This window comes from Promicromonospora sp. MEB111, assembly GCF_030209445.1.
GTDB lineage: Bacteria > Actinomycetota > Actinomycetes > Actinomycetales > Cellulomonadaceae > Promicromonospora.
This window is the reverse complement of the sequence record NZ_JARVSD010000014.1, coordinates 292,008-317,422: the sequence shown is the minus strand read 5'-3', so window position 1 is coordinate 317,422 and position 25,415 is coordinate 292,008. Positions and strand designations below refer to the sequence as shown.

The following is a 25,415-nucleotide window of genomic DNA, read 5'->3' as shown; positions in this document are numbered from 1 at the left end:
CCCAGGAGCTCCCGGATCAGCCAGAGGCCTGGCGCGCGAATCAAACCGTATACAGATACCGTTATCTGTATACGGTTCGTCTCAATGCAGGAGGTGCAGCATGACTGACGCGGTCAGGGTGTCGCAGGCCGACCGTCTTGGTGTGTCCCGTAGCAGCCTCTACCGCGCCGCTCGCGACGGACGGTTCGATCGCATCGCTCGTGGCATCTATCGGGCGGCAGACGCCGAACCCGCCGAGTGGGAATGGGTCGAGGCAGCAGCCAGACGCCCGGACGCCACGGTCTGCCTGACATCAGCGCTCGCCTACTACGACCTGACCGATGCGATTCCCGCACTGCTCGACGTTGCCGTCCCCCGCGGCTCGCGACGACCGGCCACCGACTCGGCTATCGCGTGGCATCTCTTCGACCGAGCGACCTTCGGGCTGGACCGCGACGAGATCGTGATCCCGGGTTCAGGCCTGCGGATCGGCCTCTACTCCGCCGAGCGCACCATCGCCGACGTGTTCCGCCTCCGCGGCTCCCTCGGCTACGAGCTCGGGCGTGACGCCCTGCGCGAGTGGCTGCGACGCGGCGGCAAGCCGGCGCGACTCATGGCGATCGCGACCCAGCTGCCGCGGAGCCGTGGACCGCTGGAGATCGCCCTGGAGGCGCTGGCATGACCGCTGCCATGACAAGGAGCGCCGAGGTCTACCGCGCGATCCAGGCCAGGGCACGCAGCGACGCCGCCCGCACGGGCAAGCCCGTGGCGACCGGCGAATACCTGACCCGCCATGCGCTCGAGTCGTTTCTCTTCCGTATCACGCAGACGGCGCACGCCGACGCCTTCGTCCTCAAGGGTGGCATCCTGCTGACGGCCTATGACGTGCGTCGGCCGACGAAGGACCTGGACGCCGAGGCGATCAGGGCGTCCGTCACGCCTGTACACATCTTGCGGGTGGTGCACGACGCCGCCGCGGTCGACGCCGACGACGGAGTCACCTTCGACCTCGACTCGATCTCCATCCAGGAGATCCGGGACGACGCCGAGTACCCCGGCCTGCGGATGCGCACCTCCGTCACGCTCGCCTCGTGGCAGGGCAAGGTCGCCTGGGACATCTCGACCGGCGATCCGATCGTGCCCGCACCCCGGACCGTCCGGATCCCGCGAGTGATCGGCGACCCGATCGCGGTCACCGGTTACCGCCCGGAGACGGTGATCGCGGAGAAGGGCGTGACGATCCTGGAACGCGGGACGACCAGCACTCGATGGCGTGACTACGTCGACATCGTGCAGCTGCCGGCCCGGCACACGATCGACGGTGCCGAACTGCGCCGCGCCGTCGAGTCGGTCGCCGGCTATCGAGGCGTCAAGCTCGGACCGATTAGCCCGATCGTGGCCGGCTACGGCGGCGTCGGGCAGGACAAGTGGGCAGCCTGGCGGCGTAAGGAACGGATCGAAGAGATCAGTGAGGAGAAGCTGGACGACCAGATGGCGCTGGTCGCCGCCGTCCTCGACCCGGTATTCAGCAGATGATCGGGATCCGCTGACCGCCCACGCGAACCGTCAGCCCAGGAGCTCCCGGATCGTCCAGAGGCCGTGCGCCACCTCCGAGAAGCTCGTGCTCAGCGGGCTGAGGCCCACGCGGAGGCCCTGCGGAGGCCGGAAGTCCGGGATCACGCCCCGCTCCCAGGCTTGGGCGACCACGCGCTTGAAGTCCGGGTGGTCGAGCATCACGTGGCTCCCGCGGCGCTCGGGGTCGCGCGGCGAGGCCACGCGCACGCCCGGCAGGTGCTCGTCGGCGACCTCCAGCGCGAACGCGGTCAGCGCGAGCGACTTCTCGCGCACGGCCGGCATGCCGGCCTCCTCGATCAGGGCGAGCATGTCGCGCATCGGCAGCATGCCGACGATGGGCGGCGTGCCGCTGACGAGCTGCCGGATCCCGGTGGCGGGCTCGTACTCGGGGCCCATCGCGAACGGGTCGGCGGCGCCCATCCAGCCCTGGACCGGCTGGCGCACCTCGCCCTGCAGGCCGGCGGCCAGGTAGGCGAAGGCGGGCGAGCCCGGCCCGCCGTTCAGGTACTTGTAGGTGCAGCCGACGGCGATGTCCACGCCAACGGCACCGAGCCGGCCGAGTGGCACAGGTCCCAGAGCACCAGCGCCCCGGCGTCGTGCACGATGCGCGTGATGGCGGGCAGGTCGGCGATGTAGCCGGACTTGTAGGCGACGTGGCTGAGCAGCACGAGCGCCGTGTCCGGCCCGACGGCGGCCGCCACCTCGTCGGGCGTCACGCCCGCCTCGGCGTCGGGCGTGATCCAGCGGAGCTCCAGGCCACGCTCGGCCGCGATGCCCTGCAGCACGAACCGGTCCGTGGGGAAGTTCTCGGTGTCGGCGACGATCACCCGACGGCCCGGGCGGGCGTCGACCGCGGCGCGGGCCAGCTTGTAGAGCAGCACGGTCGTCGAGTCCGCGACGACGGTCTGACCCGGCGCCGCTCCCAGCGCGACCCGGCCGAGCGTGTCGCCGAGCTCCGTCGGCGCGTCCATCCAGCCCTCGTCCCAGGACCGGATCAGGCGCGCTGCCCACGGCCCGTCCACGAACGACGCCAGCCGCTCGCGGGTGGCGGTCAGCGGCCGGCCCAGTGAGTTGCCGTCGAGATATGCGATCAGGCCCTCGCTCGGTGCGAAGAGGTCGCGGTAGCGCGCCAGCGGGTCGGCGGCGTCCAGGGCGGCGGCGCGGTCGCGCAGCGCGGTAGGCAGGGCGGCGGACGGCGGCGCGGGCAGGTCGGCGGACGGTGCGGTGTCGGTCACGGAGGCTCCAGGTCGTTCGGTTCCGGCCCGAGCGTACGTCCTGCAAGCGGCCGACCCCGCGGAGCCCTTGACGCCCCAGTCCCGGCATCAGTAAAGTCCGTGCCATTCAAACGCAAGAACTCGACAAGAGTATGCGTTTTTACGTACAGAACCATGGCAAGTACCCAAGGTCAATCCTGGTGACGACCCCCGTCGACGACGACGGGAGATCGGGGACGATGATGTTCCGCTCCGCCGCACGCCATGCACCACGACGGGGGCTCGCCCCCGGGCTCCTGTCAGCACTCACCACCACGGCCCTCGCCGCGGTGGTCCTCGTACCGACGCCGGCCGCCGCCGCGCCCGCCGTCCTGTCCGCGGGCGCCGCCGCCGCGGCCAGCAGCGCCAACGCCCCCTACCTGGCCGACAACCTCACCGACGGGAACCCCGCCACGTACTGGGAGTCGACCAACAACAGCCTGCCGCAGTGGGCGCAGGTCGACCTCGGCTCCGGCGCCACCGTCGAGGAGGTGGTGCTCAAGCTGCCCGCCGGGTGGGAGGCCCGCACGCAGACCCTGTCGGTCCAGGCAGGCGCCGACGGCTCCACCTTCACCACGCTGTCCGCGAGCGCCGCCCGCCGGTTCGACCCGGCGTCGGGCAACACGGTGACCATCGACGTGCCGAACACGGACGCGCGCTACGTGCGGGTCGCGATCACGGCGAACACGGGCTGGCCGGCCGGTCAGCTCTCGGAGCTGGAGGTGCGCGGCACGCGGGACGCCCCCGACCCGGAGGAGCCGGCCGACGGCACGGACCTCGCGGCGGGCCGGCCGGCCGCGGCGTCGTCGACGGAGTGGACGTACGTCGCCGCGAACGCCACGGACGGCAACACCGGCACCTACTGGGAGGGTGCGGGCGGGCAGTACCCGAGCACCCTGGCGGTGACGCTGGAGTCCGCGGCCGAGCTGAGCGACGTCGTCGTGAAGCTGCCGCCGGCCACCGCGTGGGGACCGCGCACGCAGACCTTCGAGGTACAGGGCCGGACCGGGTCCGGCGACGCGTGGAGCACGCTCGCGCCGTCCGCCGCACGTGCCTTCTCCCCCGCGACGGGCAACACCGTGACCGTGCCGGTCACGGGAACCGCGCAGGAGGTACGCCTGCGGTTCACCGCGAACACGGGCTCGGGCAACGGCCAGGTGGCGGAGCTGCAGGTGTTCGGCACGCCCGCGGCCAACCCGAACCTCGTGGTCACGGGCGTCACGGCCACCCCGGCATCGCCGACGGAGTCGGACGACGTCACGCTGTCCGCCGTCGTGAAGAACATCGGCACCCGGGCCTCGGCGGCCACCGACGTGTCGTTCACGGTCGACGGTGACGAGGTGGCCACCGGCCAGGTGGGCGCGCTCGCCGCGGGTGCGCAGGCCACGGTCAGCGCGGGCGCCAGCGCGCTGCCGGCGGGGTCGTACGAGATCGGCGCGGAGGCGGACCCGTCGGGCGGCGTCGCCGAGCAGTCCGAGAGCGACAACGGCTACACGCGGCCGGACCCGCTGGTGGTCACGGAGATCGCCAGCTCCGACCTGGTGCCGACCGTGTCGTGGACGCCGAGCACCCCGGCCGCGGGCGAGACGGTCACGTTCTCGGCGACGATCGCGAACCGGGGCACCGTGGCCGCGTCGTCCGGCGCGCACGGCCTCACCGTGGTGCTGCGGAACGGCTCCGGCGCGGTGGTGCGCACCCTGACCGGCTCGGTCTCCGGGGCCATCGCACCGGGTGCCACGAGCCAGAGCGTGAACCTGGGCACCTGGACGGCGGCCGACGGCTCGTACGACGTGACCGTCACGGCGGCCCCCGACCCGACCGAGGTCGCGGCCAAGCGGGCGAACAACGAGGTGACCCGGTCGCTGTTCATCGGCCGCGGCGCGAACCTGCCGTTCGACACCTACGAGGCGGAGGACGGCGCGGCCGGCGGCGGCGCCACCGTGATCGGGCCCAACCGGGTGGTCGGCGACCTGGCCGGCGAGGCGTCCGGCCGCAAGGCCGTGACGCTCGGGCAGACCGGCTCCTACGTCGAGTGGACCACGCGGGCGCCCACCAACTCCCTGGTGGTGCGGTTCTCGATGCCCGACGCCGCGGGCGGCGGTGGCACCAGCGGCTCGCTCGGGGTCTACGTGGACGGGCAGTTCGTCAAGAACATCGACCTGACCTCGCGCTACGCCTGGCTGTACGGCAACGAGGCCAGCCCGGGCAACCAGCCCGGCCAGGGTGCCCCGCGGCACATCTACGACGAGGCGAACGCCCTGCTCGGGCGGAACGTCCCGGCGGGCTCGACCATCCGCCTGCAGAAGACGGCGAGCAACCCCGGCCCGTACACCGTCGACTTCGTGGACCTGGAGCAGGCGACGCCGCAGGCCAACCCGGACCCGGCGCGGTACGTGCAGCCCACCGGGTTCACGCACCAGGACGTGCAGAACGCGCTCGACCGGTTCCGGATGGACACGACCGGCAACCTGGCCGGCGTCTACCTGCCTGCGGGCGACTACCAGACGGCCAGCAAGTTCCAGGTCTACGGCAAGGCCGTGGACGTCGTGGGCGCCGGGCCGTGGTTCACCCGGTTCCTCGCCCCGGCGGGCCAGGAGAACACGGACATCGGCTTCCGGGCCGAGGGGACGGCGAACGGCTCGACGTTCCGCGACTTCGCCTACTTCGGCAACTACACGTCGCGGATCGACGGTCCGGGCAAGGTGTTCGACTTCGCCAACGTGCGGGACATGACGATCGACAACATCTGGGTCGAGCACATGATCTGCATGTTCTGGGCGGCCAACATGGACGACTCGGAGATCAAGGACTCGCGGATCCGGAACACGTTCGCCGACGCGCTGAACATGACCAACGGCAGCGCGAACAACCACGTGCACAACAACCAGGCGCGGGGTACCGGGGACGACTCGTTCGCCCTGTTCGCGGCGACCGACGCCGGGGGCAGCGGCCAGCGCGGCAACGTGTTCGAGAACCTGACGTCCACGAACACCTGGCGGGCGGCGGGCCTGGCCGTCTACGGCGGGCAGGACAACACGTTCCGCAACATCTACATCGCCGACACGCTCGTGTACTCGGGCGTGACCATCAGCTCGCTGGACTTCGGGTACCCGATGGAGGGGTTCGGCCCCGCGCCGACCGTCTTCGAGGGCATCTCCGTCGTGCGCTCCGGCGGGCACTTCTGGGGCGCGCAGGTGTTCCCGGCGGTGTGGCTGTTCTCGGCGTCGAAGACGTTCACCGCGATCCGGGTGAACGACCTCGACATCGTGGACCCGACGTACTCCGGGATCATGTTCCAGACCCAGTACATCGGCGGGCAGCCGGTCAACCCGGTGCAGGACACCGTGTTCACCGACGTGTCGATCACCGGCGCCCAGCGCAGCGGCGACGCGTACGACGCCAAGTCGGGTTACGGCATCTGGGCCAACCCGTTGCCGGAGGCGGGGCAGGGACCGGCGGTCGGGTCGGCGACGTTCAACGGCCTGACGCTGCAGAACAACTACCGCGACATCGAGAACCCGACCTCGACGTTCACGATCAACCGCAACTAGCTCACCGACCATCTCGCTGACTCGCCATCGCCCGTCGGCCGAGTCAGCGAGATGGTCGGACTACCCCACTGACTCGCCACATCCCGTCGGCCGAGTCAGTGGGGTGGTCCGACCAACCCGCTGACTCGTCGCACCCCGTGCGGCGAGTCAGCGGGGTAGTCGGGTGGACGCGCGGAGCCAGGCGATCAGATCCGCCGCCGTGTCCGGCATGGGCAGCGCGGCGGTCAACGCGGGAGCCGCATCGAGCGGGCCGAGGACGGCACGGCGCAGCGCCTCCCCCGTGAGCACCGTGCCGAGCAGCTCGATCTCGCGCTCGTTCACCCCGGCCGGCGCAGGCCCGTTGCCCAGGTCCGTGCCGTACACGAGCCGCCCGCCCGCCGCGACGAACCGCCGCGCGTTGTCGAGCGCCAGCTCCAGACCGGCCGAGCCACCGGGTCCGTCGTGGATCGCGAGGGTGGAGATCCAGGTCATGTGGACAGCGCGGGCGATCACGTCCGCCGGCAGCGGCTCCGTCCACGGCACGTGCACCAGCGTGTCCGCACCCGAGTCGATCGCCCGCTCCGCCTGGCCGGCGCCCTCGGCGTGGACGAGGACCGGCAGCCCCGCCGCGTGCGCCGCGTCGACGAGCGCGCGCAGCACGTCGTCGGGCAGCAGGGACATGCCCGCGTGGAGGGCTACCTTGACCGCGAAGCCGCCCGCGGCGACGACGTCGGCCACCGCCGCCGTCGCGTGATCCGGTGAGACGACGTGCCGCACCGCGGCGTCCGGCGCCCACGAGCGGCCGGTCGGGTACCCGCCGGGCGCGGTGTGGAACGGCCCGGCGTACCGGACCCGGAGGCCCGACGGCGGTGCGGCCGCCCAGGCGGCCACCTCGCGCGGGTCCCAGCCCAGGTCGTGCACCTCGACGACCGGGCCGTCGGCCAGCAGCGCCCGGTCGACCAGGCCCAGGTGCACGTGGTGGTCGACGACGCCCGGGAGCGTCGTACCAGGGAGCGTGCCGCGGACCGCCTCAGGCACCGAGCGGGCCGTCGATCTCGGTGCGGACCGAGATGAGCTCGGGGAAGAACGTCAGGTCCAGCGCGCGCTTGAGGAAGCCGACGCCGCTGGAGCCGCCCGTGCCGGTCTTGAACCCGATGGTGCGCTGCACCGTGCGCAGGTGGCGGAACCGCCAGAGCTGGAACGCGTCCTCGATGTCGACCAGGTCCTCGCACGCCTCGTACAGCTCCCAGTACGCGTGCGGGTCCTCGTAGATCGTCTTGAAGACGGCGACCAGCTCGGGGTGCTCGGTCCAGGCCTGCGTGACGTCGCGTTCCAGGATCTCGGCCGGGACGGCGTGCCCGCGCCGCGCCAGCAGGCGGAGGAACGCGTCGTAGACCGTGGGCTCGTCCAGCAGCTGCGCGAGCTGGGCGTGGATCTCTGGCTTGTCCCGGAAGACCTGGAGCATCCCGGCGTGCTTGTTGCCGAGCAGGAACTCCACGGCCCGGTACTGGTGGGACTGGAAGCCGGAGGACTGCCCCAGCGAGCCGCGGAACTCCGCGTACTCGCTCGGGGTGAGGGTCGCCAGGACGGACCACTGCTCGGTGATGGTCCGCTGGATGTGCTTGACCCGGGCCAGGCCCTTGAGGGCGCGGGGCAGGTCGTCGGCGTCCAGGAACCGCCGCACGCCCCGCAGCTCGTGCACCACGAGCTTGAGCCACAGCTCCGTGGTCTGGTGCTGGATGATGAACAGCAGCTCGTCGTGGTGCGGCGGGTCGCTCACCGGGTGCTGCGCCGAGAGGAGCGCGTCGAGCCCCAGGTAGGAGCCGTAGTCCATCTCGTCGCGGAAGTCCGTGCGGATGGAGGCCTCGATGGGCCGGGTGTTGCTGGTCACCTGCCGAGCGTAACCCCGCGCGCCGCCGGGCCGGGCCGCCCCGTGGTCAGGCCGCCTGGGCCTCGTCCCGGTTCGGGTTCTCGAACGCCTCCGCCATCAGCGCGATCTCCTCGGGCGGCAGGGACATGTCGCGCGCGATCCGCGACCAGCCCGACGTCGCGGCGGCCACCTCGGCGAGCACGCGCCGCGCGTCGTCCTGCCGTAAGCCGTAGGAGTCGGCGGTGGCGAGCAGCACGCGCACGTCCCGGTCGATCCGGGTGCTGCCGGGGCGCAGCGGCGTGGACTCCACGACGGCGAACGGGTTGGGGTTCACGTCGAACAGCGGGGACAGCGACCAGCCGTCCGCGCGCCGCAGGAACCCGTGGTTCTTCATGTGGTCGTCCACGTTGCGCACGAGCAGCGTGAACGCGACCCGGCGGAACAGGTCGTGCCCGTCCGTGGCCGGCCGCCCGGAGTGGTCCGCCAGCGTCTCCGCGAGCGTCCGGTAGTCGATGACCTCGAAGAACGCCTTCTGCGTCAGGCTGTCCGCGGACAGGAAGCCGATCCGCCCGCGGTCCGGACGCCGGTCGAAACGGCGGGTGAGCAGGATGGAGCGCGACGGGCCGATGCGGTGCAGCCGCGCCACGGGCACCTCGATGCCGGCGTCCGAGGCCAGCCGCAGCGTCAGGTACTCCCAGGCCTGCACGTCCCACCGGTCGCCGGTCTCGGGCAGCTTGGCCATCCACAGGTCGCCCTCGGCGTCCTTCACGGTCACCTTGGGGCGGGCGCCACCCATGGAGGTCCCGGCCGCGACCAGCAGCCGCACGTCGTGGTCGGTCTCCCGGTGCTGCGCGACGGCGTCCGCGGCGTCCGTCAGCGAGGGCAGGTCCACCAGGTCGGGGACCTCCGCGCGGGGCGGCCCCATGAACGTCTTGCCGTCGTCGAGGGAGAAACGCAGCGCGCCCAGCCGGGTCTCGTCCTGGACGCCGAGCAGGAAGTCCACCTCGGTCAGCGTCATGAACCCGCGGCCCTCCGCGCGGGCGGCGCGCCGCTCCGCGTTGAACAGCAGGGTGCGGCCCCACTGGTCGGGCTGGCAGTCGGCGAGGACGCCGAAGAGGGGCCGGTCGCTGCCCGACGGGATGTTGCCCGGCGTCAGGGGCAGCTCGGGGCACAGGGCGTAGGCGCGCTGGTCGCGCAGGTATGCGGCGTCGTACCGGAACGTGCAGCCGACGAGGGCGCCGCCCCGGTTGAGATGCATGTCGAGGTCACCTGCGGGGACCTGTCCACCGCCTGGTAGCTCGACCTCGACACGTATCGACAACGGCGATCACCCTCTCGGTTGGCTCGGGCTCCGTCGGCTCGGGCTCGGTTGGCTCGGTCTGCTCAGTTGGGGACTCTCACCCGCTGCGGCAGGGCCCGTTCCGCGTGGAACCGGCCCATCTCGGTGGTCAGCGGGTCGCTCGCGCCGACGATGGCGTCGGCCACGCCGAGCACCCGCAGCACCGCGAACGTGTTCTCGAGGCTGACCGTTCCCGTGCCGGTCTCGATGGCTCGCAGCGTCGTGCGCGTGATGCCCGCACGATCGGCGACGAGCTGGGCCGTGAGGCCGTGGATCTTGCGCCAGGCGCGCACGTGGTCGCCGAGCGACGCGAGATCGCGCTGGGTGCGGAGGGATGTTCTGGCCATGACTGCTCCTTTCGGTTATCAGGCTAACCGACGGGCCCCCTAACGGTCACCAGGGTGACCGTTATTTCGCGATGCGGAGCGTGCCTTCCGAGGAAGGAACCGTGACGGCCCGTCGGCAGGACGTCGCGGGGCCGCACGAGCGACCTTCCGGAGACACAGAACGGGCCGCCCCACGGTGTGTGGGACGGCCCGTCGCGCGTGACGTTCAGCGGCGCGTTCCTACGGCTGCTGGTTGTTCACCGTGGCCGTGGTCAGGGCACCAGCGGAGAGGTCGTGCTTCGCCAGGATCTCGGCGTAGGTGCCGTCGTCGATGATGCTCTGCACCGCGGCCTGGTAGGCCCGCACCATCTCGACGTCGCCCTTGGGGAACCGGAACCCGAGCGGCGTCGGGTTGATGATCTCGGTGTTGGCCACCTGGAAGATGTCGCCCGAGCCGACCTGCTTGGCGTTGTACGCACCCGTCGACCACTGGGTGAGCTCCGCGTCCGCCTTGCCCGCCTGGACCTGGGCGAGCGCGTCGGCGTCCGTCTCGAACGTCAGCACGGTGACCGGGTTGGCCTGGCACTGGTTGGCGTTGAGCGCCGCCAGGGCGTCCGCCTGCGTGGTCTCGACGAGGACCGCAACCGGGCGGCCGCACAGGTCCTTGAGGTTCTTGATGCCCTCGGGGTTGCCTGCCGGGACCATGATCGCGTCGCTGTCGTTGTAGTAGTCGACGAAGTCGGAATCGGCCTGCCGCTCGGGGGTGTCCGACATCGCGGCGGCCACGACGTCGACGTTGCTCGCGTACAGCTCGGTGACCAGCGAGTCCCACGGCATGTCCACGAAGTTGTACTTCAGGCCCAGCCGCTTCGACGCGGCGTCGAACAGGTCGATCTCGAAGCCGACGATGCGTCCGGCCTCGTTCGTGTACTCGAAGGGCGGGTAGCCCGACTCCGTACCGACGGCGATGCGTGCCGACTCCGCACGCAGCTCGCCCGGTAGCAGTGCGCGCAGCTCCGGGCGCACCTCGACCGCGGTACTCTCCGCCGACTCGGCGGAATCGGTCGCGCAGCCGGTCAACAGGCCGCCGAGCGCGGCCAGCGCCGCGATCGAGCCGATGACCGCGCGTGCACGGTGTCCACGCACGCGATGTCCGAGTGCCATGCGGTGTCCTCCACGAAACGACATGATGAGCGGGTTACGCGGGTGGAGCCTATACGGTCCGGGTGAGTTGCTGTGAATTCGAGTTTCACCTATCCCACGGACGTGAGGCCTGGGGTCACGAGCGTGTGCCGACCTTAGCGGCAGCCCCCACGTCCGCCAGAATCACCGCGTCGATGAGGTTCCGCGCCCACTCCAGCACCTCGGTCCCGCGCAACGGCCGCCCGCCGATCCGCGCCGTCGTCGGGAACGGCACGAGGATCGCCCGGATGGCCGGCTTGAGGATGGTGCCCGGGTAGAGCCGCTTGAGCCGGAGCTGCGCCGACTCCGGCAGGTTGACCGGCGCGAACCGGATGTACTTGCCCTGGGCCGTGATGTCCGTCAGCTCGGCCTCTCGCGCGTGGTTGCGGAAGTCGGCGACGTCGAACAGCGCGCCCGCGACCTCGGGCAGGGCGCCGTAGCGGTCGGTGAGCTCGGCGCGGACCTCTGCGAGCGCCGCGGCGTCGTGCGCGGCGGCGATCTTCTTGTACGCCTCCAGCCGCAGCCGCTCGGTGGCGATGTAGGCCTCGGGCAGGTGCGCGTCGACCGGCAGCTCGATGGTGACCTCGGGCGCCTCCTCCTCGGTGTCCCCGCGGAAGGCGGACACGGCCTCGCCCACCATGCGTACGTAGAGGTCGAAGCCGACGCCGGCGATGTGGCCGGACTGCTCGCCGCCGAGCAGGTTGCCCGCACCGCGGATCTCGAGGTCCTTCATGGCGATCTGCATGCCCGCGCCGAGGTCGGTGTGGGCGGCCATGGTGGCGAGCCGGTCGTGCGCGGTCTCGGTGAGCGGCTTCTCGGGCGGGTACAGGAAGTAGGCGTAGGCGCGCTCGCGCCCGCGCCCGACGCGCCCGCGGAGCTGGTGGAGCTGGGACAGGCCCAGCATGTCGGAGCGCTCCAGGATCAGGGTGTTGGCGTTGGAGATGTCCAGGCCGGTCTCGATGATCGTGGTGCACACCAGCACGTCGAGCTCCTTCTCCCAGAAGGCGCGGATGACCTGGTCGAGCTGGTGCTCGCTCATCTTGCCGTGGGCCACGCCGATCCGGGCCTCGGGCACGAGCTCGCTCAGCCGGGACGCGGCGCGCTGGATGGTCTCCACCTTGTTGTGCACGTAGAAGACCTGACCCTCGCGCAGCAGCTCCCGGCGCAGGGCGGCCGCGATCTGCTTCTCCTCGTACGCGCCCACGTAGGTGAGCACGGGGTGGCGCTCCTCCGGGGGCGTGGCCAGCGTGGACATCTCGCGGATGCCGGTCACCGCCATCTCCAGCGTGCGCGGGATCGGGGTGGCGGACATGGCCAGCACGTCCACGTTGGTGCGGAGCTGCTTGAGCGTCTCCTTGTGCTCGACGCCGAAGCGCTGCTCCTCGTCGATGACCACGAGGCCCAGGTCCTTGAAGGCGACGGACCCGGTGATGAGGCGGTGGGTGCCGATCACGATGTCGACGCTGCCGTCCTTGAGCCCGGCGAGCGTCTCCTCGGAGTCCTTGGCCGACTGGAAGCGGCTCAGCGCGCGCACGGTCACGGGGAACCCGGTGTACCGCTCGGAGAAGGTCTCGAAGTGCTGCTGCACCAGGAGCGTCGTGGGCACCAGCACGGCGACCTGCTTGCCGTCCTGCACCGCCTTGAAGGCGGCCCGGATGGCGATCTCGGTCTTGCCGTAGCCGACGTCGCCGCAGACCAGGCGGTCCATCGGCACGGACTTCTCCATGTCGGCCTTGACCTCGTCGATGGTGGCGAGCTGGTCGGGCGTCTCGACGTAGGCGAACGCGTCCTCCAGCTCGCGCTGCCACGGGGTGTCGGGGCCGTAGGCGTGGCCCTCGGTCGCCATGCGCGCGCTGTAGAGCCGGATCAGCTCGCTCGCGATCTCGCGCACGTGCTTGCGGGCCTTGGCCTTGGTGTTCTTCCAGTCGGCGCCACCCATCTTGGACAGCGACGGCGACTCCCCGCCCGTGTACTTGGTGACCTGGTCGAGCTGGTCGGTGGGCACGAACAGCCGGTCGCCCGGCTGGCCGCGCTTGCTGCTCGCGTACTCGATCACGAGGTACTCGCGGGTGGCCCGGTTGCCGCCGGTGCCCATGGTGCGCTGGGCCATCTCGACGAACCGGCCGACGCCGTGCTGCTCGTGCACCACGTAGTCGTCCGCCTTGAGCTGCAGCGGGTCCACGACGTTGCGGCGCCGGCTGGGCATCCGGCGCATGTCGCGGGTGTTCGCGCCGGCGCGACCGGTCAGGTCCTGCTCGGAGAAGACGGCGAGCTGCAGCTCGGGGGCCACGAAGCCCTTGCCCACGCCGCCGGCCAGCACGTGCACGACGCCGGGCTCGGGCTCCTCCTCCAGCGACACCGCCAGCCGGGCAGCGGTGCCGGCCGCGGAGAGCTGCTCGGTCATGCGCTTGGCCGGGCCGTGGCCCTCGGTGGTCAGCACGAGCCGCCAGCTGGCGACCTGCAACCCGTGCACGTCGTCGAGGGCGCGCGCGAGGTCGCCGCGGTACGACTCGACGTCGCGCGCCCTGATCGTGAACACGGTCTCGTCGGTGCCCGACGACGCGTCGTCCGACCCGTCGGTGAGCTCCGTGTCCTGCGTGAAGGCGGAGAGGGTCCACCAGCCCAGGCCGCGCCGGGCCGCGATCTCGCGCACCTCGGCGAAGGTCTCGAAGGAGGCCGCGGACAGGTCGATGGGCGCCGCACCACCCGCGACGGCACCGGTCCAGGCCGCGGCGAGGAACTCCTCGGTGGTCGCCACCAGGTCGTGCGCGCGGCGCCGCACGCGCTCGGGCTCGTTGACCACGAGCAGCGCGTCGTCGGGCACCAGCTCCAGCACGGGGACCATGCGGTCCACCAGCACCGGGGCGAGCGACTCCATGCCCTCCACGGCCACGCCGGCGGCGAGCTTGTCCAGCATCTCGACCGCGCCCGGCAGCGTCTCCACCAGCTCCGCCGCGCGGGCCCGGACGGCGTCCGTCAGCAGGATCTCGCGGCACGGCGGCGCCCAGACGCCGTGCTCCGCGATCTCCAGGCTGCGCTGGTCGGCCACGGCGAACCAGCGGATCTCCGTGACCTCGTCACCCCAGAACTCGCACCGCAGCGGGTGGTCCTCCGTGGGTGGGAACACGTCCAGAATGCCGCCGCGCACGGCGAACTCGCCGCGGCGCTCCACCATGTCCACCCGCGTGTAGGCGGCGGCGGTGAGCCGCTCGGCCACGTCGGTCAGGTCGGCGGTGGTGCCGGTCTCGAGCTGGACGGGCGCCAGCTCCCCCAGGCCCTCGACGACGGGCTGGAGCAGGGCCCGGACCGGCATCACCAGCAGCCGGACCTCGCTCGCCTGCCCGTGCCCCTCGGCCGGGTGCGCGAGCCGGCGGAACACGGCCAGGCGCTTGGCGACGGTGTCCGCGCGCGGACTGAGCCGCTCGTGCGGCAGGGTCTCCCAGGCGGGGAGCACGGCGACCTCGTCGCCCCGCTCCTCCGGGAGGTAGCCGCGCAGGCTCGCGGCCAGGTCGTCGGCCTCCCTCCCCGTCGCGGTCACCACCACGAGGGGCCGCCGCTCGGCCGCGGCCACCAGCAGCGGCGGACGCACCCCCACCGGACTCACCACGTCGGCGAAGCCGCGGGCGCGCACGTGCTCGACGGCGGCGGACGCGCCGGGATCACGCAGAAGAGTGGGGAGCAGGCCGGTGAGGTTCATAGATCTGTCCTTCGAGGGCGCACGACGACGGGCCCTTCACGGGCATGACCCGGGGAGGGGTCATGGGGTGAGGGGCTGGATCCCAGGCTACTCCTGGACACCGACACCGCAGTTTGCGGTGCCTTCCGTCCCGCTCTGTCCTACGATGACCGGCGATGTTCACCCCCTCCGGCACCCCGCGGCACGGCACTCCCGTGCGTCCGGACGCCACCCTCGCGCGCCGTGGCGCCGTCCGCCTCGCCTGGCCCGACGCCGCGCGCGGCCTCGCCATCGGACTCGTGGTGCTCTACCACGCGACCAACTGGACGTGGTCCACGGGCTACGAGGTGAGCGTCCTGCGGGAGGTCAACGAGACGCTGCGCAGCCTGCGCATGCCGCTGTTCTTCGCGGTCGCCGGCATGTTCGCCGGGAAGTGGACGACGGTGCCGTGGTCCCGGCTGGCCCGCGGCAAGCTGCTCCACTTCGCCTGGGTCTTCGTGCTGTGGGAGCCGATCTCCCTGGTGGTGCGCCTGCTCACGGGCTACTACCAGGTGGCGGACGCCGGCTGGGGCACCCTCGCGCACGACCTCGCCTGGTCGCTGCTGGTCCCCCGGTCGGAGCTGTGGTTCCTCTGGACGCTGGCCGCGTTCTTCGTGCTCGCGCGCCTGCTGCGCCGGGTCCCCGTGCCGCTGCAGCTCCTGGCGGCGGCAGCCGTGAGCGGGTGGGCGCTGGCCGGCTGGGAGCCGGAGAGCATCGCGTGGCGCGGCACGGCGCAGTTCGCACTGTTCTTCCTGGCGGGCCTGCACCTGCGGCCGCTGCTCGAACGGTTCGCCGAGCGCGCCACCTGGCTCTGGGCGCTGGTCGCCGTCGGCCTGTGGCTCGGCATCCAGATCACGGTGCGCGACCTCGGCCTCGCCGACATCCCCGGGCTGTACCTGCTGGCCAACGTCGCCGGCGTGCCGGCCGGCGTGGCGGTGAGCGTGCTGGTCTCCCGGGTGCCCGGCGCGCTCGGGCTGCGCTGGATCGGCGCGCGCACGCTGCCGGTCTTCGTCACGCACACGTCGGTGGTGCTCGCGCTGCTCTGCCTGCTGTACCGCAACGCCGTCTGGATCCCGGCGCCGCAGTCGCAGTGGCTGCCCGTGGCCCTCTGGGCGGCGGCGATCGCCGTCGGGCTGGGGCTGGGCGCCCTCGCGCCCCGGATCGGCGCGCGCTGGCTGTTCGTGCCGCCGCGGCGGCTGGCGGGCGGCCGCTGACTCGGCAGTTTGCACCACGAACTCGGCAGTTGGCATCGAGATCGGCACAGGGCTGTGCCGATCTCGATGCCAGCTGCCGAACGCTCAGCAGAGGTGCCGACTCAGCGGGTCACGCCCCCCGTCGCGCACGCCACGCGCCGCGCGAAAGCACACCACAACCGACCTGACGGATATCTACCCCGTAAGCGGCTTGCCTGTTACTGTTTCACCCTCAGTACGGCGACGGCGCCGTCCTGACCGGCGCGGCCGCGGCCCCGCCCACGCCCAGCGGGAGGTCGCGTGCGACGTAGCAGACGAACGGCCGGACTCGTGACCGCAGTGCTCGCGGTGGGTCTCGGCTCGACGGCGCTGGTGTCACCGGCGTCCGCCACGGGCACGACGTCGCAGACCGTCCTGGCGGCCCGGGAGTCCCCGGCAGCGAGGACCACCGACACGATGGCCGAGCCCGTCCTCCCCACCCCGGAGTCCGCGGTGAACGTGACCGGGACGCCCTTCACCGGCACCCGGCCCGACGGGACGGTGTACGGCCTCGTCGACGCGCACAGCCACCTGTTCATGCAGGACGGCATGGGCGGCGCCGCCGTCTGCGGCAAGGTGTTCTCGGAGCAGGGGATCGAGACGGCGCTGCGGGACTGCCCGTCGCACGAGCCGCACGGGCTCGGCGCGCTGCTGGAGAACCTGACGCGGGACGGCTCCCCGATCGGCACGCACGACACGACCGGCTGGCCGACCTTCGCCGACTGGCCCGCCCACGACTCCCTGACCCACCAGCAGATGTACTACCGCTGGGTGGAGCGGGCGTGGCGCGGCGGGCAGCGCGTGCTCGTCAACGACCTGGTCTCCAACGGCCTGCTGTGCTCGATCAACCCGGGCACCTACCAGAGCTGCGACGAGATGACGGCGATCCGCCGCCAGGCGCAGGACACCTACGACCTCCAGGCCTACGTCGACGAGCAGTACGGCGGGCCGGGCCGCGGCTGGTTCCGGGTGGTGACCAGCAGCGAGCAGGCGCGGCAGGTGATCGAGGAGGGCAAGCTCGCCGTCGTGCTCGGCGTGGAGACGTCGGAGCCGTTCGGCTGCAAGCAGACCCTGCGGATCCCGAACTGTTCCAGGGCGGACATCGACGCCGGCCTCGACGAGCTCCACGACCTCGGTGTGCGCTCGATGTACCTGTGCCACAAGTTCGACAACGCGCTGTGCGGCGTGCGGTTCGACGCGGGCACCCTCGGCACCGTCATCAACGCCGGCCAGTTCCTGTCCACCGGCACCTGGTGGGACGCGCGCTCCTGCCCCGCGGACCAGCCGCACGACAACAACCCGGGCAACGGCGAGCTGCCGCCCGAGCTGGAGGACGACCTGCCGCCCGTCCTGCCCCTCTACCCGCCGGGCACGGTCTGCAACACCCGCGGCCTGACGGGGCTGGGGGCCTACGCCGTCCGCGGCATGGTCGAACGGAACATGATGGTCGAGATCGACCACATGAGCGCGAAGGCCGCCGGCCAGACCCTCGACCTCCTGGAGGACGTGGGCTACCCCGGCGTGCTGTCGACGCACTCCTGGATGGACGAGAGCTACCTGGACCGGCTCTACGCGCTGGGCGGGTTCGCCACGATCTACGGCCACGCCACCCACGAGCTCGTCGCGGAGTACGAGCGCACCGCGCCCGTCCGCGACCGGTACGGCGCGGGGATCGGGTTCGGCTTCGACATGAACGGGTTCGGCGGCACGCCGCCGCCCCGCGAGGACGCCGCGGCGAACCCGGTGACCTACCCGTTCCGGTCGTTCGACGGCGGCACCCTGCTCGACCGGCAGACCACCGGCGAGCGCACCTGGGACGTCAACGTCGACGGCGTGGCCCACTACGGCCTGGTGCCCGACTACGTGGAGGACCTGCGGCTCGTGGGCGGCCAGGACCTCGTCGACGACCTGTCGCGCGGCCCGGAGAGCTACCTGACGACCTGGGCCGGGGCCGAGGCCCACTGATCGCCACCGCGTGCGGGGACGGGCCCGCCTCACCCGGGTGAGAAACCCAGTTCACCCCTGCTGAACAGGTCGGGACCCATGCCCCCGGCCGTAGCCTGAGCGACATGTCAGGGCTCCTCCGCGCTGCTCCGGGAGGGACCGGCACACAGACCGGAACTCCTTCCCCAGACCGGCCGGGCGCGCGACCACCCGCCCGGCAGGGCGCCGCGCGCCGCCGCGCCGGACGGGTCTCGTCCACCGTGGTCACGCTCGGCGTGGTGAGCTTCCTGACGGACGTCTCCTCCGAGGCGGTCACCGCGATCCTGCCCCTGTACGTCACCGCCGCGCTCGGTCTGTCGGTGGTCGCGTACGGCGTGGTCGACGGGCTCGTCCAGGGCGCCGGTGCCCTGGTCCGGGTGGCCGGCGGCTGGGCCGCGGACCGCACCGACCGGCCCAAGTGGGTCGCCGCCGTCGGCTACGGGCTGTCCGCCCTGACCCGCGTCGGCCTGCTGTTCGCCGCGGGCCTCCCGGCCATCGCGAGCCTCGTGGTCACCGACCGGGTGGGCAAGGGTGTGCGCACGGCCCCGCGCGACGCCCTCATCGCGGCATCGGCCAACCCGCGCAACCTCGGGCGCTCCTTCGGGGTGCACCGCGCGCTGGACACCGCGGGCGCCGCGCTCGGCCCCCTGCTCGCGTTCGTGGTGCTCTGGGCCATCCCGGACGGGTACACGACGGTCTTCGTGATCTCGCTCGGCGCCGCGGTGCTCGGCGTCGGCGCCCTGGTGTTCCTCGTCCCGGACCTCCGGCCCCGGCAGGCCGCCTGGCTGAAGACCCACCGGACCCGCGAGTCCCGCGGGCTGCCCAAGTGCAAGGGCTGCACGTGCGAGGCTCCGGGCGGCCTGGAGCTCGCCGGGCGGCCGTTCTCGTGGAGCTTCCTGCGCGGCGGCGCCACGGTGCGCCTCCTCGTCGTCGCCGGTCTCCTGGGCCTGCTCACCGTGGGCGACGGCTTCGTCTACCTCGCGCTGCAGGACCGCGACGGCTTCGCGACGCAGTGGTTCCCGCTGCTGTACGTCGGCACCAACGCCGTGTACATGCTGCTCGCGGCGCCCGTCGGCCGGTTCGCCGACCGCTTCGGCCGGGCCCGCGTGCTCGTGTGGGGGCACGTGCTGCTCGCGGCGGCGTACGCGTGCGCGGCCGCCCCCTTCGCGGGCACGACGACGACGGTGGTCGCCCTGGTCCTCCTCGGCGCCTTCTACGCCGCGACCGACGGCGTGCTGTCCGCGCTGACCAGCGCGCTGGTCCCCGCGGCCGTCCGCGGCACCGCGATCGGCACCGCCCAGACGGTCACGGCCGTCGCGCGGATGGTCGCCTCCGCCGGGTTCGGCGTGCTCTGGTACGCGACCGGCCGGGTCGACGCGCTGTGGATCGCGACGGCGGCGCTCGTGCTCGCCGTGCCGGTCTGCGCCTATGTGCTGCGGAAGTCCCCCGCGTGAGCCCGCACCCGACCCGGCGCCGACGCACGGCGTTCGGCGTGCTGGCCGTGGTGGTACTCGCCGGTACCGGCTGGTACGTCACCACCGAGGTGCTGCGCGCCCGGGCCGAGCAGGCCGCACCGAGCGCGGTCGAGGTGGCCGAGGACGTGCTGGACGGCCCGCACGTGCTGTTCCGCGGCACCGCGCCCGGCGACCTGTACGGCCGGGTGTCCGCCGTCGCGCTGGACGACCTGTCCGGTCCCCGCGAGGTGACGCCCGCCGTCTGCGACCGGGTGGACTCCGACGGCGAGACGACGGTCTGCCTGCACACCCGCCGCGGCGTCGTCACCACCTACGAGGCGGAGGTGCTCGACGACGCGTGGCAGGCCACGGCGAGCTGGCCCCTGCCCGGCGTCCCGAGCCGCACCCGGCTCTCGCCGGACGGCCTGGTGGCCACCACCTCGTTCGTGACCGGCCACTCGTACGCCACGACGGGCTTCTCCACGGAGACGACGGTGCACCGCGCCGACGGCTCCGACGTGTCCGGCAACCTCGAGGACTTCACGCTGGTCGTCGACGGCGAGCGGGTGGCCCCCGTGGACCGGAACGTGTGGGGAGTGACGTTCGCGGACGAACGGACCTTCTACGCGACGGTCCAGTCACAGTCGCTGGGCCGCACCTGGCTCGTGCGGGGCGACCTGGACGACCGCACCCTCGTCACCCTGCTCGACGGCGTGGAGTGCCCCTCGCTGTCGCCGGACGGGACCCGTCTGGCCTTCAAGCACGACGCCCGCGAGCCCGGTACGGCCACGCCGCACTGGACCCCTGCGGTGCTCGACCTCGACACGATGGCGATCACCGTGCTCGACACCGAGGAGCGGAATGTCGACGACCAGATCACCTGGCTCGACGACACGACGCTCCTCTACGGGCTGCCCCGTGCCGACGAGCCGGGCACCACCGACGTCTGGGCCCTGCCCGCGGACGGAGCGACCGACCCGGTCGTCGCGATCCCGCAGGCCTGGTCCCCGAGTGTGGTCAGGGGATGACACCATGCGCACGATCCGTAGGAGTTTCGCGGCAAGGAGCAGCGCGGCAAGGAGTACCGCCGCAAGGAGTAACGCCGCAAGGACTACCGCGGCCGCCCCGCTGCTGGCCGCGGCCCTGGTCCTGACCGGCTGCACGGGCACGCCCGAGGCGAGCCGGACGCCCGACGACGGCACGGCCTCCGCGACGAGTCCCGGCACGGCCTCGGCCACGCCGTCGGACGAGCCGGACGACGCCGGCACCGCGTCGGCCGAGCCGAGCACGGACCCGGGCACCAGCGCCGGGCCGAGCACCGAACCCGACGCCGAGCCGGGCAAGGCCGGGGCCACGGCGCCCGCGCCGGACGGACGCAGCGGCGGCCAGAGCGGCGGCGACGGCAGCGAGGTGATCCCGCCCGTGGCGCAGGACGGGTCGCCCGCGAACGGCCTGGGCGGCTCCACCGGCCCGGCCGCCGGCAGGCTCGGCACCGGACAGCAGACCGGCAGCGGCTCCGGCCTCGTGGCCGGCTTCCCGCAGGACGTCGTCCTGGTGCCGAAGGGGGCCGACGTCGACTCCAGCTCCGTCACCGGGTCGGACGGCCGCTACCAGGTCACGCTCGACGCGACCGTCGACGCCGCGTGCACCGACGTGTTGCTCGACTACCGCTCCTGGTTCACCTCCGGCGGCTTCGCCGAGAAGGACACGGCGAACCGGCCCCGCCGCACCACCGTCGACCTCGCCCGCAAGGGCGACAGCGTGGTGCTCACCACGGTCCGCGACGGCGACGGGTGCGCGGTCACGGTGTTCGCCACGCTGACGGCGCGCTGAGCGACCGCACGGTGAGGCGGGCGCCGCCCGCACGGCGGCGTCCGCCTCACCGTCTCGCCGGTGCCGCTCCCGCTACTGGTCGGTGAACACGGGGTCCACCCAGTACCCGGTGCTCTGCCAGGTGTACTGGGGGAACCCGCCGCCGTAGACGTAGGTGCCGGCGTTCGCGGGCGCCGTCAGCGGGCCGACGGTGCGCGCCTGGGCGAAGTACCCGGACCCTGCCGCGTACCCGCCGTTCGGCGCGAGGTAGGACACGGTGTACGTGCTCCCGGCGGTGACCGCCACCCGCTGGGGCAGGGTGACCGTCTGCCAGCCGTCGCTCCCGCCCGACGCCGCCTGGGCCGTCGCCAGGCGCGTGCCCGCGGAGTTCCACACCGACACCGTCTGGGTGCCGGTGTTCGCCGGCCCCCGGTAGAAGCGCACCGCCGTGACGAAGCCGTTGCGGCTCGCCGTGAACCGCGTGCCGAGCTCCACGGCCGCGCCGTCGTCGGCGGACGCGACCGGCGGCACCGCAGCGCCGAAGATCGTGCACGGGCACTGCCCGTCGGCCGCCTTCGTGGTGAACGACCACGAGGTCGGCCCGAGCGTCTGCCCGCCGGTGGTCCTCCCGGTGAACGCCGCCGTGTAGGCCGCGCCGGGCGTCAGGGCGCTCCCTGGCGTGAACGTCGCCGTCGTGCCGGACACGGCCAGCGTGCCGGACACCGCCTGGCCGCCGGGGCCGGTCAGCGTCAGCGTCGTGCCGGAGGTGGCCAGCGTCTGCGAGGCCGTGACCGAGACCTTGGTGCTCGTCGCCACGTCGACCGCGGAGGCGGCCGGCGTGCGCGACGTGATGGTCGGAGCGGCGGCGGCGGGCTCGAACTGCACGTCGACCAGGTAGGACGAGGACGTCTGGGTGGTCGGGCGGCCGGAGCCGTAGAGGTACACGCCCGCGTTCTGCGGCGTGCTCAGGTCCCCGGCCGTCCGGGCGGCGCCGAGCCCGCCGAGCGTCACCGGGTAGCGCCCGGACGGCGCGCGGTAGCCCACCGTGTACTCCTGGCCGGCGGTCACGTCGGCGGGCGTGTCGAACGTGACGTCCTGCCACCCCTGCGCCACCGGGTTGGTGACGGTCGCCTGGGCGACGAGCTGCCCGCCGCTGCCCCACAGGGAGGCCACGAACGGCCCGGTCATCTGGGTCGACTTCCAGAACTGCAGCCCGGTGACCTTGCCGGTCACGCGGGGCGTGAAGCGCATGCCCAGCACGACGGCGGCGTTGTCGGCCGCGGCCGTGACGCCCGGCACCGTCGTCTCGTCGAACAGGCCGCACGGGCAGGTCGCGGACGGCGGGCGCAGGGTCCGGAAGCTCCAGGTGCCGCCGTCGGACAGGGTGGTGCCCTCGGCCGTCCGGGCCGTGACCACCATCTTGTAGGTGACGAACCCGGCCAGCGGCGACGACGGCGTGAAGGTGGCCGTACGGGTGGTGGCGTCGTACGACACGGTCCCGGGAGCCGCCGTGCCGGCCTCGTCGGTCAGCGTCATGCTGATCGACGACGCCACGACGTTCTTGGAGAACGTGATCCGCACCGGGGCGTCAAGGCGCACGCTGACCTCACCGGGGACCGGGGTCCGCGAGGAAGCGACCAGCGGCGAGCTGTCGTTCGTCGTGTACACCGCGTCCACCCAGTAGGCGGCGTTGTCCCAGTTCTCGGTCGGGACGGTGCCCGGCGCGCCGTACAGGCCGGCCGGCGCGGCGCTGAACCCGCCCGCGACGGTCAGCGGCCCGGCCTCGCGCCCCTTGGTCTGGAAGGCCCACGGGGTCGACGTGTAGCCGCCGTTGGGCGCGGTGTAGGACACCGTGTACGCCTGCCCCGCGACGACGGGGACGGGGCTGGTGAACGTCGCCTCCTGCCAGCCGGTCGCCGTCTCGCCGGTGAACTGCACCCGGGCGAGCTGCTCGCCCGAGGCGCTCCACAGCGACCCGAAGTGGGTGCCCGTGTTCGCCGACGTCTTGTGGAACCGCACGCCGCTCACGTAGCCGCTGTCCGTGGGGACGAACCGCATGCCCAGCTCGACCGCCGACGGGTCGTCTGCCGGGCCGTTCGGCGGCGTGGTGGTGCCGAACACGGTGCACGGGCAGGTCACCTGCGCGCCCACCGTCGCCACGGCCCCCGTGTTCGCGGAGTCGTCGATCGCCCGGGCGCGGAGCTGCGTCGCGCCCGACCCGAAGGCCTGACCGGTGTACTTCCAGCTCGCGCGGCCCTCGGCCGGGTGCCAGGACTTGCCGCCGTCGAGCGACACCTCCACGCCGGCCACCTTGCCGGCGGCGTCCGTGGCCGTGCCCGTGACGGTGACGGTCGCCCCGCCGCGGTACGACTGTCCCGCCGCCGGGCTCGTGATCTGGGTGGTCGGCCCGGCGGTGTCCGTCGTCCGCGTCGCCGGGGTGATGCCGGACGCCAGGGTGCCCGGCTGGATGCCCATGTCCGCGAAGAGGTTGACCGTCGCCTGGCGCATCCGCGAGTCCGCCGGGGCGCCGGCCCCGTCGTGCTCCTGGTCCAGGCCCCAGGCCCACTGCACCGTGCCGGCGGAGAACACCAGGGCGCCGCTCGTGGCCTTGTACATCGTGATGGTGTGCTTCGTGACGCCCGGAGCCACGGTGTTGCCGAAGTCCTGCAGGTACTCCGGCACGTTGCCCACGGTCGTCGACATCCGGATCAGGCCAGCCGGTCTGAAGCCGTTGTCGATGTCCTCGTTCGACTCGTACCCGACCGTGTGCTGCGCGAGCGCCTGCGAGGTCCCGGCGGGCAGGGAGCCCAGGGTTGTCCCCCGCCAGATCCTCAGCTTGCCGTCCTCGGCCGTGACCGTGAGGGGCAGGTCCGAGTAGTTGGTCGTGTACAGGGTGCCGATGATGCCGTTCTCGGGACGCCCGGCGCCGGCGGCCGTGCTCGCGTACCGCGGGTCGCGCCAGGTCCCGGTCCACTCGCTGGACGGGTCGATCTTGTCCCGGCCCCAGGTCTCCTTGTACGAGACGAGGGTGCGGTAGGCGGACGGCTGCCCGGCGGCGGACGGCTCCCAGCGCGTGCGCCAGTACATCTCGTTGCCGGCGAAGAAGGCCAGGTGCACCCCGGCGTCGCGGGCCTGCTCGACGGCGGCCCGCTGCGGGCCGGACCAGTACTCGTCGTGCCCCACCGACAGGAACGCCTTGTGGTTCAGCAGCCGGGCCCCGTCACGGTGGGTGTCCGCCCCGGCGATGTAGGTGACGTCGTAGCCGTTCTGCTCCAGGAAGCGGACCATGGCGTACTCGGCGCTGAAGTAGAAGTCGCGGCCCTGCTCCAGCCCGCGGGTCGCGAACGGGCGGTTGTAGCTGAGCTTGTAGGCCCGCCCGTTGGCACCGCCGGTGTAGAAGCTGGACCCGCCGTAGGTGTTGTAGGCCTGCCACGTGGTGTCCGCCGTCTGGAAGACGACGTCGGAGGTGGACCCGTCGTCGCGCACGACGAACGTGATGTGGCTCTGTCCTCCGGTGTCCGTCCTGGTCAGCAGGGCGATGTACACCCCGGACACCGCGGTGGACGGCACGTCCCAGCCCGCCGAGACGCCCCAGCCCCCGCAGTCGACCAGCTCGGTGGTCACGTCCCAGGCGCACTCCGGCTGCCGCTGCGGCAGCGTGGCGCTCGGCGAGACCGACGTGATCTTGCGCGCCCCGAGCCCCTGGTACCAGCCGGTGCGGTAGATGTCGATCGTGTACGCCCGGGCGTCGGTGTCGATCTTGAACGACACCCGGCTGCCCGTGTCGACGCTCATCTCGGTGGCGAAGCCCTGGATGCTGGAGTCGCCGGACCGGTCGATGTCCCACACCTCGGGGGACGTGCCGGGCTTCGAGTTCTCGCAGACGACCGGCTTGCTCCCGGGCGCGCACGGGTCGGCCGCGGTCGCCGCGGGAACCACCGCCAGCAGCGCTGACGAGGCCGCGAGGACGGCGACGACGAGGGCCGCGAGGGGACGACGGCCCCGGCGGGTCCGGTGTGACGAAACTGCGAAGGTGCTGCCCACATCGCCACCCTAGGAGCGTCGATGCCGGTTGGGCCCTGCCAGGACGGCATGATCACCCCCGGTTCACCCGGTTGCATACACCGCTGTCAGACCCCGCCGGACGTACCAGATCCCCAGGTCA

General features: G+C 72.5%; 15 protein-coding genes and 1 pseudogene. 8 read left to right on the top strand and 8 right to left on the bottom strand.

Features of this window, described 5'->3' with window-relative positions; translation table 11 throughout:
- The first annotated feature begins 100 nt into the window (after nt 1-100).
- Complete coding sequence (locus tag QRN56_RS18730; protein ID WP_285105760.1) at nt 101-661, top strand: type IV toxin-antitoxin system AbiEi family antitoxin domain-containing protein; 561 nt, start codon at nt 101-103, stop codon at nt 659-661.
- Nucleotides 658-1,515: a nucleotidyl transferase AbiEii/AbiGii toxin family protein gene (locus QRN56_RS18725; protein ID WP_285105759.1), complete on the top strand. Its 858-nt coding sequence runs from the start codon at nt 658-660 to the stop codon at nt 1,513-1,515. The genes QRN56_RS18730 and QRN56_RS18725 overlap by 4 nt, the downstream gene beginning before the upstream one ends.
- 30 nt (nt 1,516-1,545) lie before the next feature.
- Here QRN56_RS18725 and QRN56_RS18720 read toward each other — a convergent pair.
- Nucleotides 1,546-2,789, bottom strand: a pseudogene (locus tag QRN56_RS18720) (kynureninase).
- A gap of 179 nt (nt 2,790-2,968) precedes the next feature.
- Here QRN56_RS18720 and QRN56_RS18715 point away from each other — a divergent pair.
- Nucleotides 2,969-6,358, top strand: a complete 3,390-nt coding sequence (locus QRN56_RS18715) for a galactose-binding domain-containing protein (protein WP_285105757.1) — start codon at nt 2,969-2,971, stop codon at nt 6,356-6,358.
- 147 nt (nt 6,359-6,505) lie between these two features.
- Here the strand turns inward: QRN56_RS18715 and QRN56_RS18710 are convergent, their stop codons facing one another.
- The 6 genes from QRN56_RS18710 to mfd form a co-directional block, all read right to left on the bottom strand.
- Complete coding sequence (locus tag QRN56_RS18710; RefSeq protein ID WP_285105755.1) at nt 6,506-7,375, bottom strand: amidohydrolase family protein; 870 nt, start codon at nt 7,373-7,375, stop codon at nt 6,506-6,508.
- Entirely contained in the window at nt 7,368-8,171 is an 804-nt protein-coding gene (gene kynA, locus QRN56_RS18705) for a tryptophan 2,3-dioxygenase (protein WP_502928820.1), read from the bottom strand. The genes QRN56_RS18710 and kynA overlap by 8 nt, the downstream gene beginning before the upstream one ends.
- A gap of 103 nt (nt 8,172-8,274) precedes the next feature.
- On the bottom strand, nt 8,275-9,465 hold the full coding sequence (locus tag QRN56_RS18700; protein WP_285105751.1) for a type II toxin-antitoxin system HipA family toxin: 1,191 nt from the start codon (nt 9,463-9,465) through the stop codon (nt 8,275-8,277).
- A gap of 125 nt (nt 9,466-9,590) precedes the next feature.
- Entirely contained in the window at nt 9,591-9,893 is a 303-nt protein-coding gene (locus tag QRN56_RS18695) for a helix-turn-helix transcriptional regulator (protein WP_285105749.1), read from the bottom strand.
- Between the two features lie 219 nt (nt 9,894-10,112).
- Nucleotides 10,113-11,036 carry an ABC transporter substrate-binding protein gene (locus tag QRN56_RS18690; RefSeq protein ID WP_285105747.1) on the bottom strand — a complete coding sequence of 308 codons (924 nt, stop codon included), beginning with the start codon at nt 11,034-11,036 and terminating at the stop codon, nt 10,113-10,115.
- Nucleotides 11,037-11,151: 115 nt separating this feature from the next.
- A complete protein-coding gene (mfd, locus tag QRN56_RS18685) occupies nt 11,152-14,751 on the bottom strand; it encodes a transcription-repair coupling factor (RefSeq protein WP_285105745.1) in 3,600 nt (1,199 codons plus the stop codon).
- A 155-nt stretch (nt 14,752-14,906) separates the two neighbouring features.
- On the opposite strand from mfd, the gene QRN56_RS18680 reads away from it, so the two are divergent.
- The 5 genes from QRN56_RS18680 (at nt 14,907) to QRN56_RS18660 (ending at nt 21,271) form a co-directional block, all read left to right on the top strand.
- Complete coding sequence (locus QRN56_RS18680) at nt 14,907-15,983, top strand: acyltransferase family protein (RefSeq protein WP_285105743.1); 1,077 nt, start codon at nt 14,907-14,909, stop codon at nt 15,981-15,983.
- A 309-nt stretch (nt 15,984-16,292) separates the two neighbouring features.
- Entirely contained in the window at nt 16,293-17,966 is a 1,674-nt protein-coding gene (locus tag QRN56_RS18675; protein WP_285105741.1) for an amidohydrolase family protein, read from the top strand.
- A 257-nt stretch (nt 17,967-18,223) separates the two neighbouring features.
- Nucleotides 18,224-19,438 (top strand): MFS transporter, encoded by a 1,215-nt coding sequence (locus QRN56_RS18670; RefSeq protein WP_285105740.1) that lies wholly within the window; start codon nt 18,224-18,226, stop codon nt 19,436-19,438.
- Nucleotides 19,435-20,466 (top strand): hypothetical protein, encoded by a 1,032-nt coding sequence (locus tag QRN56_RS18665; protein ID WP_285105738.1) that lies wholly within the window; start codon nt 19,435-19,437, stop codon nt 20,464-20,466. Before QRN56_RS18670 ends, QRN56_RS18665 begins: the two co-directional genes overlap by 4 nt.
- A 4-nt stretch (nt 20,467-20,470) precedes the next feature.
- Nucleotides 20,471-21,271, top strand: coding sequence for a hypothetical protein (locus QRN56_RS18660; protein ID WP_285105736.1), 801 nt, complete (start codon nt 20,471-20,473; stop codon nt 21,269-21,271).
- 72 nt (nt 21,272-21,343) lie between these two features.
- On the opposite strand, the gene QRN56_RS18655 is transcribed toward QRN56_RS18660, so the two are convergent.
- Complete coding sequence (locus QRN56_RS18655) at nt 21,344-25,294, bottom strand: DUF4082 domain-containing protein (protein ID WP_285105735.1); 3,951 nt, start codon at nt 25,292-25,294, stop codon at nt 21,344-21,346.
- Nucleotides 25,295-25,415: the final 121 nt, after the last annotated feature.

Bases quoted from the DNA above. Each gene is read 5' to 3' on its own strand.
- QRN56_RS18730 (WP_285105760.1), top strand. From the start codon at position 101: ATGACTGACGCGGTCAGGGTGTCGCAGGCCGACCGTCTTGGTGTGTCC.
- QRN56_RS18725 (WP_285105759.1), top strand. From the start codon at position 658: ATGACCGCTGCCATGACAAGGAGCGCCGAGGTCTACCGCGCGATCCAG.
- kynA (WP_502928820.1), bottom strand. From the start codon at position 8,171: ATGGACTACGGCTCCTACCTGGGGCTCGACGCGCTCCTCTCGGCGCAG.
- QRN56_RS18700 (WP_285105751.1), bottom strand. From the start codon at position 9,465: ATGCATCTCAACCGGGGCGGCGCCCTCGTCGGCTGCACGTTCCGGTAC.
- QRN56_RS18695 (WP_285105749.1), bottom strand. From the start codon at position 9,893: ATGGCCAGAACATCCCTCCGCACCCAGCGCGATCTCGCGTCGCTCGGC.
- QRN56_RS18690 (WP_285105747.1), bottom strand. From the start codon at position 11,036: ATGGCACTCGGACATCGCGTGCGTGGACACCGTGCACGCGCGGTCATC.
- mfd (WP_285105745.1), bottom strand. From the start codon at position 14,751: ATGAACCTCACCGGCCTGCTCCCCACTCTTCTGCGTGATCCCGGCGCG.
- QRN56_RS18680 (WP_285105743.1), top strand. From the start codon at position 14,907: ATGTTCACCCCCTCCGGCACCCCGCGGCACGGCACTCCCGTGCGTCCG.
- QRN56_RS18660 (WP_285105736.1), top strand. From the start codon at position 20,471: ATGCGCACGATCCGTAGGAGTTTCGCGGCAAGGAGCAGCGCGGCAAGG.